We start from the raw sequence: 17,104 nt of genomic DNA, 5'->3' as shown, positions 1-17,104 counted from the left end.
GCAGAATCCCCATGCGGGCAGGATCTCATCCCGGGCCGCAGGGGCGGGAGGTCACCCGTTGACAGCGTCGGGCGCCCTGGTTCTAATGGTCCGCGTGCAGCGTGACGTCGGCCAAAGAGATCTGGGCCGGCCGGCGGTCAAGCCAGCACCTTCTTCCAGGGACGACGTGATGAGTCCACTCACCGCCCGCCGCTTCTGACGCCCGACGCCTTCGCGACCGCGCGTGCCGCCGTGTCGGCCGCACTCCGCGCACCACACCGCACCGCGCCGTATCCACACACTTCTTCCGGGAGACCCAGAACACCCATGCCCTCTGCCTTCCAGCAGTCCGTCATCGATGAGTTCCGCGCCAACGCGGGCAAGGTCGGCGGCCCCTTCGCCGGCTCCGACCTCCTTCTGCTGACCACCACGGGCGCCCGCACCGGTCGGCCGCACACCACCCCGCTCGGCCATGTCCGCGACGGCGACCGGCTGTTGGTCGTCGGCTCGAACCTCGGCGCCCCGCACCACCCCGACTGGTACCACAACCTCCTGGCCCGCCCGACGGTCCAAGTGGAGCTGGGCGAGCAGCAGTTCCAGACCCTCGCCGTACCCGCCGAAGGATCCACGCACGACGAGCTGTTCGCCCGAGTGGTGGCCGAGGCCCCCGGCTACGCGGAGTACCAGGCGGCGACCGGCCGGGTGCTGCCGGTCGTGGTCCTGCACCTCCCCGACCCGCAGGCACCGGCCCCCGCGATCACCTCGCTGGCCGGCAAGCTCACCGAGGTGCACACCTGGCTGCGCGGCCAACTGGCCCAGGTGCACGCGGAGACGGAAGCGCACTTCGCCGCCCGCGCCGCCCAACGGGGAGCGGGAGCACCGCCCCCTCCCGGCCTCGGCCTCCAGATCCGGCAGCGCTGCCTGGCGTTCTGCCAGGCACTGGAGTTCCACCACACGAGCGAGGACGGCCATGTGTTCCCGGTGATGGAGGGCTACCACCCCCACCTCCGCCCCGTCTTCGACCGGCTCCGGGAGGAGCACCGGTCGATCGCGGCCGTACAGTCGGCGCTGGCGGCACTGCTGGCCGGTGTCGCCATTGCCGATCCGCACCGGTTCCGCACCGAACTGACGCAGATGACAGAGCAGTTGACCGCGCACCTCGACTACGAGGAGGCCGAGATCCTGCCCCTGCTGGCGGACGTTCCGTGGCCGCCGGCTTCCCGTTGAGTGCTCAGCCCTTCGGGATGAGCTTCTTCGACTCGAGGTAGCTGCGCGCGACGTCCTCGGGGAGCCTGCGCCAGCTGTCGACCTGTTCGTTCATGGACGCCAGGTCGGCCGTGGTCAGGACGGTGTTGAGCCGGCCGAGGGCGTCGCGCACGCCTGCGCTGCCGGCGCGGGCGCGGTTGACGACGGGGACCACGTGGTCAGCGTTCTGGAGCTTCTTGTCGTCCGCCAGCAGGACCAGCCCGAACTGGTCGATGGTGGCGTCGGTGGTCGTGGTCAGGACCATCTGGTCCTGGCCGTTCTGGACGGCCTGTTTCGCCTGGGTGGTGCCGACGCCCTTCGGGTCGACGGCGACGATGTCGATGCCGTACGTCTTCTTCAGCCCGGGTGCACAGTACGGCCGCTGGACGCATTCGTCGCCTGCGGCGAGGCGCACCGGGAGCTTCGCCAGGCCGAGGTCGCTCAAGGTATTCAGGTCGTGCTTCTTCGCGTAGGAGGCGGCGACCGCGAAGGCGTTCTGGTCGACGGCCCGGCCGGGGTCCAGCACGGTGAGTCCGCGGGGGGCCGCGAGCGTGCGCAGCGCCTTCATGGTGGCGGCGAGGTCGGGCGATCCGACGGGGGCCGCGTCGGCGCCGTTGGCCTTGGCGTTCAGCCAGTCGGCGAAGGTCGCCGCGTACTCCGGCACGACGTCGATCTGGCCGCTCTCCAGGGCGGGTTCGTAGATCTCGCGGTTGGTCACGGAGATGACGTCGACGGAGTATCCGGCGCGCTCCAGGAGCAGGGCGTACACCTGGGCCAGCAGGTCGCTCTCGGTGAATCCGGCCGATCCGATGGTCAGCTCCTTGCTGTCGCCGGGTGCCGCGGTGATCTCGCCCTGGTTCTCCAGGCTGGGGCCGGTGGTGCAGGCGGTGGCGGCGAGCAGGAGGAGCCCGGCGAGGACACGGCGGGCTCGGGCGCGGATCAGGAGGGTCATGCGATCTCACTCCCCCGGCTCGGTGCCATCCGCTGCCCCGCCTCGAAGACGCTCTCGACGAGGAGGGCGAAGACCGCCACCAGGATCGCCCCGGCGACCACCTGCGGGGTGGACGCGAGGTTGAACCCCGCGGTGATGATCCGGCCCAGCCCCCCGCCGCCGGCCAGGGCGGCGAGGGTGGCGGTGGCGACCAGCTGCACGGCGGCGATCCGTACGCCCGTGAGGATCAGCGGGAGGGCCAGCGGCAGCTCCACGCTCCACAGCATCTGGCGCCCGGCCATGCCCATCCCCCGGGCGGCCCGCACGACGTCACGGTCCACCTCACGCATCCCGACGTACGCGTTGGTGAGCAGCGGCGGCACGGCGAACAGCACGAGCGCGATGATCGTCGACCACTGGCCGTACGTGCCCACGGGGGTGAGCAGCAGCAGGACGAGCACGGCGAAGGTGGGCACCGCCCGGCCGATGTTGGAGATGTTGACGGCGAGCGCGCCGCCCTTGCCGAGATGGCCGAGGACCAGGGCGACGGGCAGGGCGATCAGGCAGCTGATGAGCAGGCAGACGACGGTGAGGAAGAGGTGTTCGCCGAGGCGGTTCCAGATCCCGCCGGGGCCGGACCAGTGGGTGGCGGTGGTGAGCCAGGACCAGGTGTCCAAGAGCGTCTTCATGACTCGCTCGCCCTCCGCGTCCAGGGGGTCAGCAGCCGCTGCGCTCCCAGGAGGAGCAGGTCGGCGGCGACGGCGATGACGACGCAGAGCACGGAGGCGGTCAGCACCTGGGCCTTGAAGTAGGTGTTCATGCCGGAGTAGATGAGGTTGCCGAGCCCGCCGTATCCGACGATCGCGCCCACCGTGACGAGGGAGACGGCGGAGACGGTGGCGATCCGCAGTCCGGCCATGGCGGCGGGCAGTGCCAGCGGGAGTTCCACGGCGAGCAGCAGGCGCAGCGGCCCGTACCCCATGCCGCGCGCGGCCTGCCGGGTCTCCTCGGGGACGGCCCGGAGCCCGGCGAGGATGTTGCGGACCAGCAGGGTCAGCGAGTAGAGGACGAGCCCCGTGACGACGAGCGCGGCGGAGAGTCCGTACACCGGCAGCAGCAGCGAGAACATCGCCAGCGAAGGGATGGTGTAGAGGATCGTCGTCAGCCCCAGCACGGGACCGGCGGCCCAGCGCCGGCGGCGGGCGGCGAGGGCCAGCGGGACGGCGAGGGCGAGCCCGATGAGTACGGCGAGTGCGGTCAGCTGGAGGTGCTGGAGGGCAGCGTCCCAGAGGATCTCGCGGCGGCTGGAGAGGTAGGCGCCGCAGATCCACTCGTTGCGTGCGAGGCAGTCGTCCGGGGGTGCCGTCACCCGCCCATTCCAGCCTGGCCGGGGGGCCACCGCCCTTCGTGTTCGGCCGTCCGGGGAAGCGGCCGGGACGGCGCTGCGCGTGCGGATCCGCCGCCGTACGGTGGAAGGAACCGAGCGCGCATGCCCCGCACGGCGTGCGCGGCCCCCGGCAGAGATGGCAGGTGCCCGCGATGGCCGGTGAGATCTCCTTCTTCGAGCTCGGGGTGGATGATCCCGAGAAGGCGCGGACGTTCTACGGTGCCTTGTTCGGGTGGAACTTCGAGCCGGGCCCCTCGGGCGAGGGCGGCTACGCGATCGGGACCCCCAGTGGGCAGGGGGGTGTCCACGGTGGAGATCCCGGGGGCGGCCCGTACCTCTTCTTCCGGGTCGACGACATGGCCGCCGCGGTGGCGCAGGTGCGTGAACTGGGCGGCAGCGTGGAGGGCACGGACCTGGGCGAGGACGACGCGTCGGCCGCCCGGTTCGGCCGGTTCCGGCTCTGCCGCGACGACCAGGGCTCCCCCTTCGGCCTGCACGAGCCGCCCCGCGTCGGCTGACAGCGGAGGGTCCGGCTACGCCCAAGGGGCCCTTCGGAGAACGTCCTGCGGTGTTCGAGCAACCCCGGGCGGTCCGCTGCCGTCTTGATCACTGACAGAACGGTTCGCCGCCCGGAAACGAGCGGCGTCCGCCCCCACCTGTACCGGGCTCGGAGAACCGGCCAACTATGCGCCCTATGTATACACGTGGCGCATAGTGGACACCGGTCCGTCCCGGGCACCCCGCGGAAGGCACCCATGCAGACCAAGGCACTGGCGCCCGAGTACCAGGGCGCTCTCACCAAGATGTCGGTGAACGCCTCCCTCACCGACGTACTGGCCGAAGGCGTACGGCATCTCAAACAGGCCGAGCTCTCCGGCTCCCAGGAGGAGGTGGCGCGGAGCGGGCTCGCCGTGGCCGAGGCGCACCGCCGGCTGGGGCAGGTCGAGGAGGCGGACCGGGCGTGGAAGGCCAGCTACCGGGCCGCGCGCTCGGCCGGGGCCACCGGGGCGATGGCCTGGGCGCTGTGGAGCGGGGGGACGCTGGCGCGTCAACGGGGTTCGCTGCGCCTGGCGTTCCGGCTGCTGGGGCTCGCCGCCGAGCTGGGCAAGCGCGGCGGCGACGTGGTCGCTCGCGGCTACTCGCTCGCCGGACTGGCCGAGACCGGTCGCATCCAGGGCGACTACGAGACGGTCGCCACCCTGCACGAGCAGCTGCTCGCCGAAGCCCGCGCCCGGGGCGAGGCGCGCCACACGGTGTGGGCGCTGGAGGGCATCGCGCAGATCCACCGCAACACCGGAAAGCTCGACTCGGCCCTGGAGATGTTCGAGGAGGCGGCCGTCCTCGCGGGCGACGCGGATGACCGGCGGGGCCGGGCCTGGGCCCTGCGCGGCATCGCTGACATCGTTTCCCTCCGGGACGGAGCGACGGAACGCGCACTCGGTCTGCTCGCCGAGGCCGAGGTCACCTGCCGGGAGATGAAGCTTTCCAGCGCGCTCGCCTACAACCACAAGATGCGCGCCAACGTGCTCTTCCGCGCCGGACGGTACGAGGAAGCGCGCGAGGTCTACGAGCAGGCGCTCGGGGAGTTCCGCGCCATGGCCGAACCCCGGGGCGAGGCGCTGGCGGCCCTGGGCCTGGTCAAGGCGCGTGCCCGGCTCGGACGGGACCGGGCGGCCACGGCCTCCGAGCTGGACGAGCTGCGGGGCAGGCTGAGCCGGATCGGGCTGCTCAACGCCCGGGAGATGGTGGAGAAGGCGTACGCCGAGCTGGGCGTGGCACCGGTCGCGGAGCTCGAGGAGGGCCCGCCGGCGACCGTCCCCAGGACCGGACCGGTCACCGCGCACGAGGAGGCACAGGCCCGATGACGCTGTCCACGACCCGTCAGGCGTCCGCGCCGCAGATACTCGACCGGTGCCGCGAACTCGTCCGGCCCGCCCTGGTGGAGTCGGTGCGCCGGCTCCACCCCTGGCACGCCGAGACGGCCGCCTTCTCGCTGGGCTGGAGCGGGGTGGAGGGCGACCCGGTCCCCGGCTCGCAGGGCAAGGGGGTCCGCCAGGCGCTCGCGGTGCTCGGCGCGGAGGCCGCCGCCGGGGGCAGCGGCCTGGACGGGGTCACCGGCGCGGTCGCCGTCGAGCTCGTCCACACCTTCTCCCTCATCCACGACGACATCATGGACGGCGACGAGACCCGGCGCCGCCGCCCGACCGTCTGGAAGACGTACGGCACCGGACCCGCGGTCCTCGCGGGGGACGCCCTGCTCGCGCTGGCCGTCCGTATCCTGGCGGAGGTCCCCGGCCCGAGGGGTACGGCGGCGGTGCGCCATCTGTCGGGGACGCTGGGCGACCTGGTGCACGGTCAGGCGCAGGACCTGCTCTTCGAGTCGCGGCCGTGGACGGGGCCCGAGGCGGTCCTGCCGCACGAGTACCGCACGATGGCCACCCACAAGACGGGATCCCTGCTCGGCTGCGCCGCCGCGCTCGGTGCGGTGCTGGCCGGGGCCCCGGCGCCCACGGCCGACGCACTGGACCGGGCGGGGCGGCATCTGGGCGTGGCCTTCCAGGCGGTGGACGACCTGCTCGGGATCTGGGGCGATCCGCAGATCACGGGGAAGCCGGTGCACAGCGATCTGCGGCGGCTCAAGAAGACCTTCCCGGCCCTCGCCGCTCTGGCGTCCGACCATCCGGCGGCCCGGCGGCTGGAGGCCGTTCTCACCGGGGCCGGACCGCTCGACGAGGCGGGGCTGCGCCGGGCGGCCGAACTCGTCGACGAGGCAGGCGGGCGCCGGGCCACGGTCACCGAGGCCCGGGAGCACCTGCGGGCCGCCCGCGCCTGCCTGGACGGGGTGGAGCTCCACGAGAGCGCGCGCGGGGAACTGCTCACCCTGATCCCCTTCCTCGTCGACCGCACCGGATGACCTGGGGCCGGCGGCCTTTCCCAGGGCCGCCGGCTGCGAGGATGGACACCCCCGAAGGCCGGAGCCGGTATGCATCCCCACCCCGCCCCCGTACAGGCGCTGCTCGTCGTGGATCTCCAGGCGGCCTTCGTCGCGGGCGACAACCCCGTGCCCGACGCGGCCCGGCTGCTGGACCGGGTCGACGGCCTTGTCCGCCAGGCCCGGGCGGCCGGGGCGCTGATCGTCCACCTGCAGAACGACGGGCCGGCCGGAGAGCCCGACGAACCGCACACCCCCGGGTGGGAGTTGTCCCTCCCGGTCACCGACGGTCCGGCCGAGACCGTGATCCGCAAGACCGAGGACGACGGCTTCGAGGGCACCACGCTGGAGGACCGGCTGACGACCGCCGGGGTCGCGTCGCTCGCCGTGTGCGGGGTGATGTCGGAGATGTGTGTCCTGGCCACCGCCCGCCGGGCGCTGGAGCTGGAGTACCGGGTCGTGCTGCCGCACGACGCGCACGCCACGTACGACATCCCGGCCGCGCCGGGAACCAGTGAGAGCGTTCCGGCGGCGATGGCGTCCCGGGTCGCGGAATGGGCCCTCGGCGATGAGGTGGAGGTCGCCGCCCACGCCGAGGACATCACCTTCGCGGCCACCCGCACGGAGCCCTTTGCCGACAATAGAACTGCGTGACCGTCAGTTCGATGGTGCCGCCACCCAATGCGGCAACCGGCCGCCGCCAAGATGCGGCGAACGGGGTGACACCTGACCGGCGCAGTTCCGCCCTTCCGTCCCGGAATTGCGCCGCGGCCTCCGCCGGAAGGCCTTTCTCCCGCTGCGATCCGGCCACTTCCGGCGTCTTCCGGTGCTTTCACCAGGATACGGAACGGCCGCGCGGACCACCTGATCAGCGGCATCGTACGGGTAATCCTCACGTGGTCGTATGAGCGAGTCACGCGCACGATTTCGCCACATGTCTGCCAAAGTGCACTTCGGCTTTACTCACCGGATTGAGCGAAGAGAGCCGTACGTGCTGCACATGCGTCGTACCGAAGAAAGACAATTGACGGTCCTTCATTTGGTTCAGCCCGTGGACGGTGGAGTGGCCCGGGTCGTCACCGATCTCGTCAGGGCCCAGACCGTCGCCGGGCTGCGGCCCGTGGTGGCCTGCCCGCCGGGGAGCCCGCTGGCCGTCGGGGCGGCCGCCGCGGGGGCCCAGGTCCGGGGCTGGTCCGCCACCCGGGCCCCGGGCCCGCGGCTGGCCGGTGAGGTCGCCGCCGCGCGGCGGATCGTCCGCGACTGCCGCCCGCACGTGGTGCACGCGCACAGCGCCAAGGCCGGTCTCGCGGGCCGGATCGCCGTACGGGGCCGGGTGCCCACGGTGTTCCAGCCGCACGCCTGGTCCTTCGAGGCCGTGGACGGCCGTACCGCCGAACTGGCCCTGGGATGGGAGCGGTTCGGGGCGCGCTGGGCCGATCACATCCTCTGCGTCAGCGAGTCCGAGCGGCGTACCGGCCAGCAGGCGGGTATCGCCGCCCGCTGGTCGGTGATCCACAACGGCATCGATCTCGACCGCTTCCGTCCCGGCGGGCAGGCCGACCGCACCATGGCCCGGGCCTCGCTGCCCTTGCTGGACGGAGTGGATCCGGCGGCTCCCCTCGTCGTCTGCGTCGGCCGCCTGACCCGGCAGAAGGGCCAGGACGTCCTGCTCGACGCCTGGCGGCGGCTGCGGGTGCCGGGCGCGCGTCTGGCCCTGGTCGGCGACGGCCCCGACCGGGCCTTTCTGGAGGCCGCGGCCCCGGCCGGCGTCCTGTTCACCGGGGCGAGCGCCGACGTACGGCCGTGGATCCACGCGGCCGACGTCGTCGTCCTGCCGTCCCGCTGGGAGGGCATGGCGCTGGCCCCGCTGGAGGCCATGGCCTGCGGCCGGGCCGTGGTCATGAGCGATGTGAGCGGGGCGCGGGAGAGCCTGCCGCCGGGCGACGAGGACCACCTCCTCGTACCGCCGGAGGACCCCGCGGCGCTCGCCGCCTCGCTCACCGCACTTCTCACCGATCCGGAGCTGCGCGAGGCGGTGTCCCACCGGGCCCTGCGCCATGCCCGGACGGCGTTCGACGTCCGACGGACCGCGGGGGCGGTTGCCGGTCTCTACCAGGAAATTGTGTCCCTGTCCGGCCCCACGATGAGGAAGCGCACCGAGCGATGACGATGGAGAGTGCACCGGCCCCCGGCGCCGGCCAGGCAACAGCCGTACAGGCTCACACGGTTCATCCGCAGCGAAGAGGCGACGGCGGTACGCGGGAGCTCGGCGGTGGACGCGCCGCCGCGCGCTTCGCGCCCGCCGCGCAGCTGCTCGGCGCCGACGCGGCGGCGCTGGCCGGCACATTCGCCCTGTGCGCCCCGGCCGGCTGGCCCTGGCCCGTGGTCGCCGTCCAGGCGGTGACGCAGGCGCTGCTCCACGCGTACCGGGGGCTCTACCGGCTCGGCCTCTCCCCCTCGGTGCTCTCCGAAGTGCCCGCGCTCCTCGGCCTCGCCCTGCTCCAGTGGTACGTGACCATGGAGGTCGTCGACGTCTGGGCCCCGGCCCACGCGTTCGGCTGGGCGGTGCTGGCGTACGGGGCGGCCGCCCAGACCGTGCTGTGCGCCTCCGGGCGCGCGGTGGTGCACCGGATCCGGCACCGGGCGGCGATCCGCAACCCGCTGTCGACGCTGATCGTGGGCCACGGCCCGGTCGCCCGTCAGGTGACGGCGGCGCTGTACGACCACCCCGGGTACGGGCTGCGCCCCGTCGGCCGGGTCGCCGCGTCCGTCGGTCCCGACGCCTCCGCCGAGGAGATCGCGGCGCGGCCGGACGGTGTGCCGCTGCCGGTCCTGGCCACCCCGCAGGAGGTGGGACGGGCCGTCGTGCAGAACAGCGTGCGGCACGCGGTGTTCACCGCACCGCCCGAGTCCACCCCCGACGGTGCCGCCCTCTTCGCCCTGCTCACCGGCCACGGCTGCCGGGTGTGGCTGGTCACCGGCGACAACGCCGTCGCCACCCGGCCCGCCGGGAGCCGCCCCGACCACCTGTGGGGGTTCGCCGCCCACCCGCTCCAGGACGGCACGCACCGGCCCGTGAGCCATGCGGCGAAGCGGGCGATGGACGCTCTCCTGGGAGGGACCGGCCTGGTGCTGCTGGCCCCGCTGATGGCGGTGTGCGCGCTGGCGGTGCGGCTCTCGGACGGACCAGGCGTCATCTTCCGGCAGGAGCGGGTGGGCAGGCACGGCCGCCCGTTCGTCCTGCTCAAGTTCCGTACGCTGCGGCCCGCCGACGCACAGGAGTCGGCTACCCGGTGGAACGTGGCCTCCGACGGACGGATGAGCCGCGTCGGCCGGGTGCTGCGCCGCACCTCGCTGGACGAGCTGCCGCAGCTGTGGAACGTCCTGCGCGGCGATATGAGCCTGGTCGGGCCCCGGCCCGAACGCCCCTTCTTCGTGGCACAGTTCAGCCGCACCCACCCCGGCTACCAGGACCGGCACCGGATGCCGGTGGGCATCACGGGGCTGGCGCAGGTGAACGGGTTGCGCGGTGACACCTCGATCGAGGAGCGGGCCCGGTTCGACAACCGGTACATCGAGACCTGGTCCCTGTGGCAGGACGCGTGCGTGCTGGCTCGGACCGTGGGCTCCTTCTTCCGGCTCGGAGGCAGCTGACCATGGCCGCCACCCTGACCGCACCGGCGCCCGGGGCCCCGGCCCGTACCGTTCCGCGTCCGGCCCCGGGCGGCTGGCGGAGCCGGTGGCCGCTGATCCCCCTGATCGCGACCGTCCTGCTGCCCGCCCTGCCGTACGCCCTCGGCGGCGGAGTGGGTCCGGCCGACATCGCCTCCGGCATCGCGGTGCTGGTCTGTGCGGGGCGGCTGCTGTACCTCCGGCAGCGCCCGCTCAGCGGGGTCGCGGCCCTGGTGCTGGGACTGCCCGCCGTGGGCTTCGCGGTGGCGACGGTGACGGCGGCCGACCCCGGCGCCGCGCTGCCGGGCCTGGTCCGTTACCTCCAGGTCTTCGTGCTGGTCCCGGCAGCCGTCTGCCTCCTGCTCAAGGACGCCCACGGCTTCCGGATCGTCGCCGGGGCGCTGGTCCTCCTGGGCCTCGTCCAGGGCGTCGTGGGCGTCGACCAGTACGTCACCGGGACCGGCGCCTCTTACATGGGCGAGGAGGTCCGGGCGGTCGGCACGTTCGGGCCCAGCGACATCATGGGGATGGCCACGGTCGTGGCGTACGGGCTGCTGGCCGCCGCCGCGTTCGCGCTGCGGACGCCCCGCGGCGCACCGGCCTGGCTGCGGCCGTGCGCGGCGGTCGTCGCCGTCGGACTGGTCGTGCCGCTCGCGCTGTCCTTCAGCCGGGGGGTGTGGATCGCCACGGCGGCCGCCCTTCTGGTCGCTCTCTGCCTGACGGGCCGCCGTCAGGCTCTGACCTCGCTGGCGGTGCTGGCGGCCACCGGGGTGGTCCTGGTGGGCGGGTTCGGCATCGGCTCGGAGATGATCGCCGAGCGAGCCGCCAGCGTGACCCAGGTGACGCGGGCCCCCGACCGGTCGGTGAGTGACCGGTACGCCATGTGGAGCGCGGCGGGCTCCATGTGGCGCGAGCGGCCCTCGGCCGGTGTCGGCATCAAGGGCTTCCCCGCGCACCGCGACGCCCACGCCTCGGTCGGCCTCTCCTCCGGCAGCGACACGGCGGGGGCGGGCCAGGAGTTCCGCCGGCAGGCCCTGCTCTCCCCCCACAACATGTATCTGCTCATCCTCAGCGAGCAGGGCCTCATCGGTCTGACCGCGGTCGTCGGCAGCTGGGCGGCGATCCTGGCCGGCGCCGTACGCAGGCTGGTCCGGGCCCGCTCGCGCCGTCACACGGCCGTGGACTGCGGTCTGGTGGCGGTCGCCGTGATGACCTGGCAGAGCGTCAACTTCCTGTACTCCGACATCGGCGGGCCCACGACCGTGCTGAGCGGCGTCGTCCTGGGCCTCGCCGCCTGGTGGGCGCTGGCCGAGCCGGAGAAGGCGGGCACCGCGTGAGCGACACCGGTACGGGGACGGAGGCGGAGGCGCTCCCCCGTGAGGCCCCTCCCCTTGAGGACCGTCCCCGCGGCGCCCTCCCCCAGGGGGCTCTCCCCCGCACGGAGGCCGCCCCTCCCCTGCTCCCGGGGCCCGGGCAGCCTCCCGGCTCCGGCCCCGGGGGGACCACGGCCGCCGACGCCGCGCCGGAACCGCCGGACAGCGGCGAGGCTCCCGGGCTCGGGTCCTTCCTCGCCCGTGCGGCGGCGGGCACGGCGGTGCTGACCGTGCTCGCGGCGGTACTCGGCCTGGTCCGGGACCAGGCGATCGCCCGGTACTTCGGCGCGAGCGACGCCAGTGACGCGTTCCTGATCGCCTGGACCGTGCCGGAGATGGCGGCCACGCTGTTGATCGAGGACGGGATGGCGCTGCTCCTCGTCCCGGCCTTCAGCCTCGCCCTCACCCGGCGCGCGGACGCCGAGGCCGGGGAGGGCGGCGAGGGCGGCGGAAAGCCGGACGCCGGCGGGGAGCCGGCCCCCGACCCCGTACGGGAGCTGGTGGCGGCCACCCTCCCCCGGCTCTGCGTCCTGCTCATGGCCGGAGCGGCGCTGCTGATGGCGGGCGCCCCGTGGGTCGTCGGCGTCCTCGCACCCGGGCTGGCCGATCCGGACCTCGCGGTGGACTGCACCCGGCTCACCGCCGTCACCGTGCTCACCTTCGGCATCACGGGCTACTTCAGCGCCGCCCTGCGCGCCCACCGCAGTTTCCTGCCGCCCGCCGGGGTCTACGTCGCGTACAACATCGGCATCATCGGCATGACGCTGGCGCTGCACTCGGTGTGGGGGGTACGCGCGGCCGCGGCGGGCGTCGCCGTCGGCAGCGTGCTCATGATCCTCACCCAGCTCCCCACCCTCCTGCGCCTGCTGCCCCTGGCACGCCCCCGCTTGGGACGGCTCAAGAGGCGTGCCTCGCGCACCGCTCCCCTGCTGGGCCTGACGGTCCTCGCCCCGGTCGTGCTGTTCGTGGTGAGCCGTCAGTCTCAGGTCCTGGTGGAGCGGTTCCTCGCCTCCACGCTCCCGGCGGGCGCCATCTCGCACCTGAACTACGCGCAGAAGGTCGCGCAGATGCCGATGGTGCTCTCGCTGATGATCTGCACGGTGACGTTCCCCGTCGTCGCGCGGGCGATGGCCGACGGGAACCGGGAGAAGGCCCGGCAGCGGGTCGAGCGGGATCTCGCACTGGCGGGCATGGTCGTGCTGCTCGGCACGGCGGTCGTGCTCGGATACGCACCCCAGATCATCGAAGTCCTCTTCCAGCGTGGCGCGTTCGACACCGCCGACACCGAGGCCACCGCGCAGGTGATGCGGGTCTACGCGGCGGGGCTGCTGGGCCACTGTCTCGTCGGTGCGCTGAGCCGGCCGTTCTTCTCGTCCAGCCGGCCCACCTGGTTCCCGGCGTTCGCGATGGGCACCGGGCTCCTGGTCACGATGGGCGCCGGGTACGCGCTCACGTACCGCTTCGGCGTCGCCGGCATCGCCACCGCCAACGCCGTCGGGATCAGCACGACCGCGCTGCTCCTCCTGATGGGGCTGGGCACCCGGGTGGTCCCCATCCGGGCCCGGGCGGTCGCCCTGTCGCTCGGCCGCCTCGCGGGCGCGGCGCTGGTGGCCGGGGCGGCGGGCTGGACGGCGGCGCAGCTGCTCCCCGACGCCGTGCTGAGCCTGGCCGCCGGGTGTGTCCTCGTCCCCGCCGTCTTCTTCCTGACCGGGCTGGCCCTGCGCTCGCCCGAGGTCGTCTCCCTGCTGGCACTCATCCGACGGAGGTTTACAGATGGCCGCTGACCCCTCGGCACCTTGCGCCGACGCTCCCTCGTCCCGGCTCCGCCCGCACACTCGCCGTCAGCCGTGGATCCTCACGTACCACTCGGTCACCGACACCGGCGACGACCCGTACGGCATCACCGTCTCCCCCCGGCGGCTCGGCGAGCAGCTGGCGTGGCTGCGCAGCAGGGGGATGCGGGGGGTGGGGGTGTCGGAGCTGATGCGGGCCCACGCGGCGGGGAGGCGGGATCTGGTCGGGCTCACCTTCGACGACGGGTACGCGGACTTCCTTCGGGAGGCGCTGCCGGTGCTGCGCGTCCACGGCTGCACCGCGACCGTCTTCGTCCTGCCGGGGCGGCCGGGAGGGGTGAACGAGTGGGACCCGCTGGGTCCGCGTAAGCCTCTGCTCACCCACGACGAGATCCGGCGCGTCGCCGAGGCGGGGATGGAGGTCGGCTCGCACGGTCTGCTGCACCAGGACCTCACGACGCTGGCGGACGAGGAGCTGCGCCACGAGACGGTCCACAGCCGGGAATTGACCGGTGAGCTGACCGGCACGCCCCCGGAGGGCTTCTGCTATCCGTACGGGACGCTGGACCGGCGGGTGGCGGAAGCCGTCCGTTCGGCCGGGTACGGATACGGCTGCGCGCTGGCTCCGGGGCCCCTGCTCAGCCGGTTCGCGCTCCCCCGCACCCACATCAGCCAGGCGGACCGGGGCGTACGGCTCTGGGCGAAGGACCTGCGGCACGGGCTGCGCCACGGGGCGGTCCCCGGCGCGGGCGCCCGTGCGGCCTCCCCGGTGCGGGCGGGTGGCCCCCGGTGAGGGCGCTGCACGTCATCACCGGGCTCGGGGTCGGCGGGGCCGAGCAGCAGTTGCGGCTGCTGCTGCGCCATCTGCCGGTGGAGTGCGACGTGGTGACGCTCACCAACCCGGGCCCGGTGGCGGACGGACTGCGGGCCGACGGAGTACGCGTCATCCACCTGGGGATGCGCGGCAACCGGGACCTCTCGGCCGTCGGACGGCTGACCCGGCTGATCCGCGACGGCCGCTACGACCTGGTCCACACGCACCTCTACCGGGCCTGTGTGTACGGGAGGATCGCGGCGCGCCTCGCGGGCGTCCGGGCGGCCGTGGCGACCGAACACTCCCTGGGGCGCGCCGAGATCGAGGGCCGCCCGCTGACCCGGGGCATCCGCGCCCTCTACCTCTCCACCGAGCGGCTCGGCGCGGCCACCGTCGCCGTCTCCTCCACCGTCGCCGGGCGGCTGCGGGACTGGGGGGTGCCCGCCGAGCGGATCCGGCTGGTGCCCAACGGCATCGACGCGGACCGCTACCGCTTCGACCCGGACCGACGGCTCGCCGTCCGCGCGGCTCTGGGCATCCCCGACGACACGTTCGTGGTCGGCGGGGTGGGCCGGCTGGTGCCCGGGAAACGCTTCGACGTGGCGGTACGGGCGGTCGCCGCGCTGCCGGGAGCCCGGCTGCTGCTGGCCGGTGACGGGCCCGAGGCCGGGGCGCTCAGGACCCTGGCGGCCGAGCTCGGGGCGGCGGACCGGATCCGCCTCCTCGGGGAGTGCGGCGCGGGCGGGAGCGGCCCGGTGCCCGGGGTCCCGGCCCTGCTGAGCGCCGTCGACACCTTCGTATCGACGTCCCGCGAGGAGTCGTTCGGTCTTGCCGCCGTGGAGGCGCTCGCCGCCGGGCTGCCCGTCCTGCACGACGCCTGCCCGGCCATCGACGACCTGTCCGCCGCCCATGCCCCGGGCGCCACCCGGATCGCCGGGAGCCCCGACGAGCTGACCGCCGTGCTGCGGCAGCGGATACAGGCCCGCCCGGACCGCAGCCCGCCGCCGCGGGCCGTCGGCCACTACGACATCCGGCGCAGCAGCGAGCGCCTGATGGACGTGTACGCGTACGCCCTCGACACCGCCCCACCGAACCGGAGAGCCCTTTCATGACCGAGTCTCCCGAGCAGCAGCGACCCGCGCTCCTGCCGAAGCGGCTGCGCACCGCCCCCGCGAAGCTGCGCACCGCCATCGTCCGGCTGCCCCGCTGGTGGCCCCTGCCCGTCTGTGTGCTCCTCGGCACCGCGTCCGGGCTCTCGTACGGGCTGCTCGCCTCCCCCCAATACGAGGCCACCAGCTACGCCATGGCGGTGGCCGAGGAGGAGACCGGCCCCTTGGCCGCGCTCGGCTACGCCCAGTCCTACGGGCGCCTCGTGACCAGCGACGCGACCCTCTCCTACGCCCAGGGCGCGGCCGGTGAGCCGATGCGCGCCCTGCGGTCCCAGGTCCGCTCGGAGACCTCCCCCGACTCGCCGATGATCGCGGTGACGGGCACGTCCGACAACGCGGACAAGGCGGCCGACATCGCCAACGCCGTCATCGAGGCCGTCATCGTGAGCAGCGGCCATGTCTCCAAGGACACCGGGGTGAAGCTGATCAAGTTCACCCATGCGATGAAGCCGGACCAGCCGGTCTCGCCGTCGGTGCCGCTGGGCACCGCCGTGGGAACGGCCGCGGGCGGTCTGCTGGGCGGTCTCGTCCTGCTCGTACGCCCCCGCCGCGCGGGCTGGAGCGTCTCCGCCCAGGTACCCGGGCCGACCGCTGCCGATGACCACACCTCCACCACCGACGACCGGGAGCTCGTGCGATGACGGCCAACCGGGCGGGCAGCCTCACCGTGACGCTCTGCCGTGACTTCCGGGAGTTCGGTGCGCTCGCCGGGGAGTGGGACGCCCTGCACCGCCGCTGCGCCACCGCCACTCCGTTCCAGAGCCATGCGTGGCTCCATTCCTGGTGGATCTCCTACGGTCAGGAGGGGAGGCTGCGGGTCCTGCTGGTGCGCCGCTCGGGGCGGCTGATCGGAGCGGCGCCGCTGATGCTGGTGCACCGCCCGATGCCGCTGCTGGTGCCGATGGGCGGGGCGATCTCCGACTTCTTCGACATCCTGCTGGACGAGGAGGAGGCCGGGTACGCGGTCGGGGCGCTCCAGCGGGGTCTGGACCGGGCTGCCCGGCACACCGTGGTCGACCTGCGGGAGGTCCGGCCGGACGCGTCGGCGCAGTTGCTCTTCGGGCGGTGGCCTGGCGCGCGGAGCCGGCTCACGGACTCGACGTGCATGGAGCTGCCAGCGGAGCCGCTCGGCGACCTCGTGGCGCGGCTCACCGGCTCCCGGGGCCAGCGGCTGCGGGCCAAGCTGCGCAGGGTGGAGGCCCTGGCTGTGGAGGCCCGCAAGATCCCGCAGGACGGGGTGCCCGCGGCCATCGGCACCCTGCTGCGGCTCCACGAACTCCAGTGGCGTGACCGGGGCGTCAACCCCGAGCACCTGCGGGCCCGGTTCTCGGACCACCTGGTCCGTTCGGTGGGCCGGATGGTGGGGGACGGCACGGCAGCCGTCACCGAGTTCCGGATGGGCGGGGAGGTCGTGGCAGCCAACCTCTCGTTGCAGTCCGCGCATCTGGTGGGCGGCTACATGTACGGGGCGGACCCGGGGCTGCGGGACCGGAAGGTCGATGTGTCGACCATGCTGCTGCGCGAGGTGGCCCAGCAGGCGTCGGACACCGGCCGGGAGGTGCTGAGCCTGCTGCGCGGCGCGGAGCAGTACAAGAACCACTGGCAGCCGGTCACGGTGGTCAACCAGCGGCTGCTGATGGCCCGTCCGGGGCTCGAGCCGCTGCTGCGGCTGCGCGAGTCGCAGGTGGCGGTACGGGAGCGGGCCGTGGAGACCGTGAAGACCCGGTTCCCCGCCGCGCGGGACTGGCACGGGCGGCTTACCACGCTTCCGGTCATCGGACGGTGAGGCGGGCGGCGACAGGCCGAAGG

At 73.7% G+C, this 17,104-nt stretch carries 16 protein-coding genes; 13 read left to right on the top strand and 3 right to left on the bottom strand.

The window, feature by feature from the left end; all coding sequences use genetic code 11:
- The first annotated feature begins 306 nt into the window (after positions 1-306).
- Positions 307-1,206: a nitroreductase/quinone reductase family protein gene (locus AMK21_RS10945; RefSeq protein WP_073876597.1), complete on the top strand. Its 900-nt coding sequence runs from the start codon at positions 307-309 to the stop codon at positions 1,204-1,206.
- Positions 1,207-1,210: 4 nt separating this feature from the next.
- Here AMK21_RS10945 and AMK21_RS10940 read toward each other — a convergent pair whose 3' ends face one another.
- Genes AMK21_RS10940 through AMK21_RS10930 form a run of 3 tightly spaced genes read right to left on the bottom strand, consistent with a single transcriptional unit; the run spans position 1,211 to position 3,524 of the window.
- On the bottom strand, positions 1,211-2,176 hold the full coding sequence (locus AMK21_RS10940; RefSeq protein WP_073876595.1) for an ABC transporter substrate-binding protein: 966 nt from the start codon (positions 2,174-2,176) through the stop codon (positions 1,211-1,213).
- Complete coding sequence (locus tag AMK21_RS10935) at positions 2,173-2,844, bottom strand: ABC transporter permease (protein WP_073876593.1); 672 nt, start codon at positions 2,842-2,844, stop codon at positions 2,173-2,175. Before AMK21_RS10935 ends, AMK21_RS10940 begins: the two co-directional genes overlap by 4 nt.
- The gene (locus tag AMK21_RS10930) at positions 2,841-3,524 is read right to left on the bottom strand and encodes an ABC transporter permease (RefSeq protein WP_073876591.1); all 684 of its coding nucleotides are present in this window, start codon (positions 3,522-3,524) and stop codon (positions 2,841-2,843) included. The genes AMK21_RS10935 and AMK21_RS10930 overlap by 4 nt, the downstream gene beginning before the upstream one ends.
- 170 nt (positions 3,525-3,694) lie before the next feature.
- Between AMK21_RS10930 and AMK21_RS10925 the strand changes: the two genes are divergently transcribed.
- The 12 genes from AMK21_RS10925 (at position 3,695) to AMK21_RS10870 (ending at position 17,081) form a co-directional block, all read left to right on the top strand.
- Positions 3,695-4,060 carry a VOC family protein gene (locus AMK21_RS10925; RefSeq protein WP_073876589.1) on the top strand — a complete coding sequence of 122 codons (366 nt, stop codon included), beginning with the start codon at positions 3,695-3,697 and terminating at the stop codon, positions 4,058-4,060.
- Positions 4,061-4,297: 237 nt separating this feature from the next.
- Positions 4,298-5,407 carry a tetratricopeptide repeat protein gene (locus tag AMK21_RS10920; protein ID WP_073876587.1) on the top strand — a complete coding sequence of 370 codons (1,110 nt, stop codon included), beginning with the start codon at positions 4,298-4,300 and terminating at the stop codon, positions 5,405-5,407.
- Positions 5,404-6,456 carry a polyprenyl synthetase family protein gene (locus AMK21_RS10915; protein WP_073876585.1) on the top strand — a complete coding sequence of 351 codons (1,053 nt, stop codon included), beginning with the start codon at positions 5,404-5,406 and terminating at the stop codon, positions 6,454-6,456. Before AMK21_RS10920 ends, AMK21_RS10915 begins: the two co-directional genes overlap by 4 nt.
- A gap of 69 nt (positions 6,457-6,525) precedes the next feature.
- Positions 6,526-7,128: an isochorismatase family protein gene (locus AMK21_RS10910; protein WP_073876583.1), complete on the top strand. Its 603-nt coding sequence runs from the start codon at positions 6,526-6,528 to the stop codon at positions 7,126-7,128.
- Positions 7,129-7,465: 337 nt separating this feature from the next.
- Positions 7,466-8,641 carry a glycosyltransferase gene (locus AMK21_RS10905; protein WP_420712484.1) on the top strand — a complete coding sequence of 392 codons (1,176 nt, stop codon included), beginning with the start codon at positions 7,466-7,468 and terminating at the stop codon, positions 8,639-8,641.
- The gene (locus tag AMK21_RS10900; protein ID WP_073876581.1) at positions 8,638-10,128 is read left to right on the top strand and encodes a sugar transferase; all 1,491 of its coding nucleotides are present in this window, start codon (positions 8,638-8,640) and stop codon (positions 10,126-10,128) included. The genes AMK21_RS10905 and AMK21_RS10900 overlap by 4 nt, the downstream gene beginning before the upstream one ends.
- Positions 10,129-10,130: 2 nt before the next feature.
- Positions 10,131-11,483, top strand: coding sequence for an O-antigen ligase family protein (locus tag AMK21_RS10895; protein WP_073876579.1), 1,353 nt, complete (start codon positions 10,131-10,133; stop codon positions 11,481-11,483).
- Entirely contained in the window at positions 11,480-13,303 is a 1,824-nt protein-coding gene (gene murJ / locus AMK21_RS10890; RefSeq protein WP_073876577.1) for a murein biosynthesis integral membrane protein MurJ, read from the top strand. The genes AMK21_RS10895 and murJ overlap by 4 nt, the downstream gene beginning before the upstream one ends.
- A complete protein-coding gene (locus AMK21_RS10885; RefSeq protein WP_073876575.1) occupies positions 13,293-14,105 on the top strand; it encodes a polysaccharide deacetylase family protein in 813 nt (270 codons plus the stop codon). The genes murJ and AMK21_RS10885 overlap by 11 nt, the downstream gene beginning before the upstream one ends.
- Positions 14,102-15,238, top strand: coding sequence for a glycosyltransferase (locus AMK21_RS10880; RefSeq protein WP_073876573.1), 1,137 nt, complete (start codon positions 14,102-14,104; stop codon positions 15,236-15,238). Before AMK21_RS10885 ends, AMK21_RS10880 begins: the two co-directional genes overlap by 4 nt.
- A complete protein-coding gene (locus tag AMK21_RS10875; RefSeq protein WP_073876571.1) occupies positions 15,235-15,936 on the top strand; it encodes a YveK family protein in 702 nt (233 codons plus the stop codon). Before AMK21_RS10880 ends, AMK21_RS10875 begins: the two co-directional genes overlap by 4 nt.
- Positions 15,933-17,081 carry a GNAT family N-acetyltransferase gene (locus tag AMK21_RS10870; protein WP_073876570.1) on the top strand — a complete coding sequence of 383 codons (1,149 nt, stop codon included), beginning with the start codon at positions 15,933-15,935 and terminating at the stop codon, positions 17,079-17,081. Before AMK21_RS10875 ends, AMK21_RS10870 begins: the two co-directional genes overlap by 4 nt.
- Positions 17,082-17,104: the final 23 nt, after the last annotated feature.

This window comes from Streptomyces sp. CB00316, assembly GCF_001905595.1.
In the GTDB taxonomy this organism is placed as follows: Bacteria; Actinomycetota; Actinomycetes; order Streptomycetales; family Streptomycetaceae; genus Streptomyces.
The sequence above is the reverse complement of the archived record's forward strand: the minus strand, read 5'-3'. Positions and strand labels throughout refer to the sequence as shown.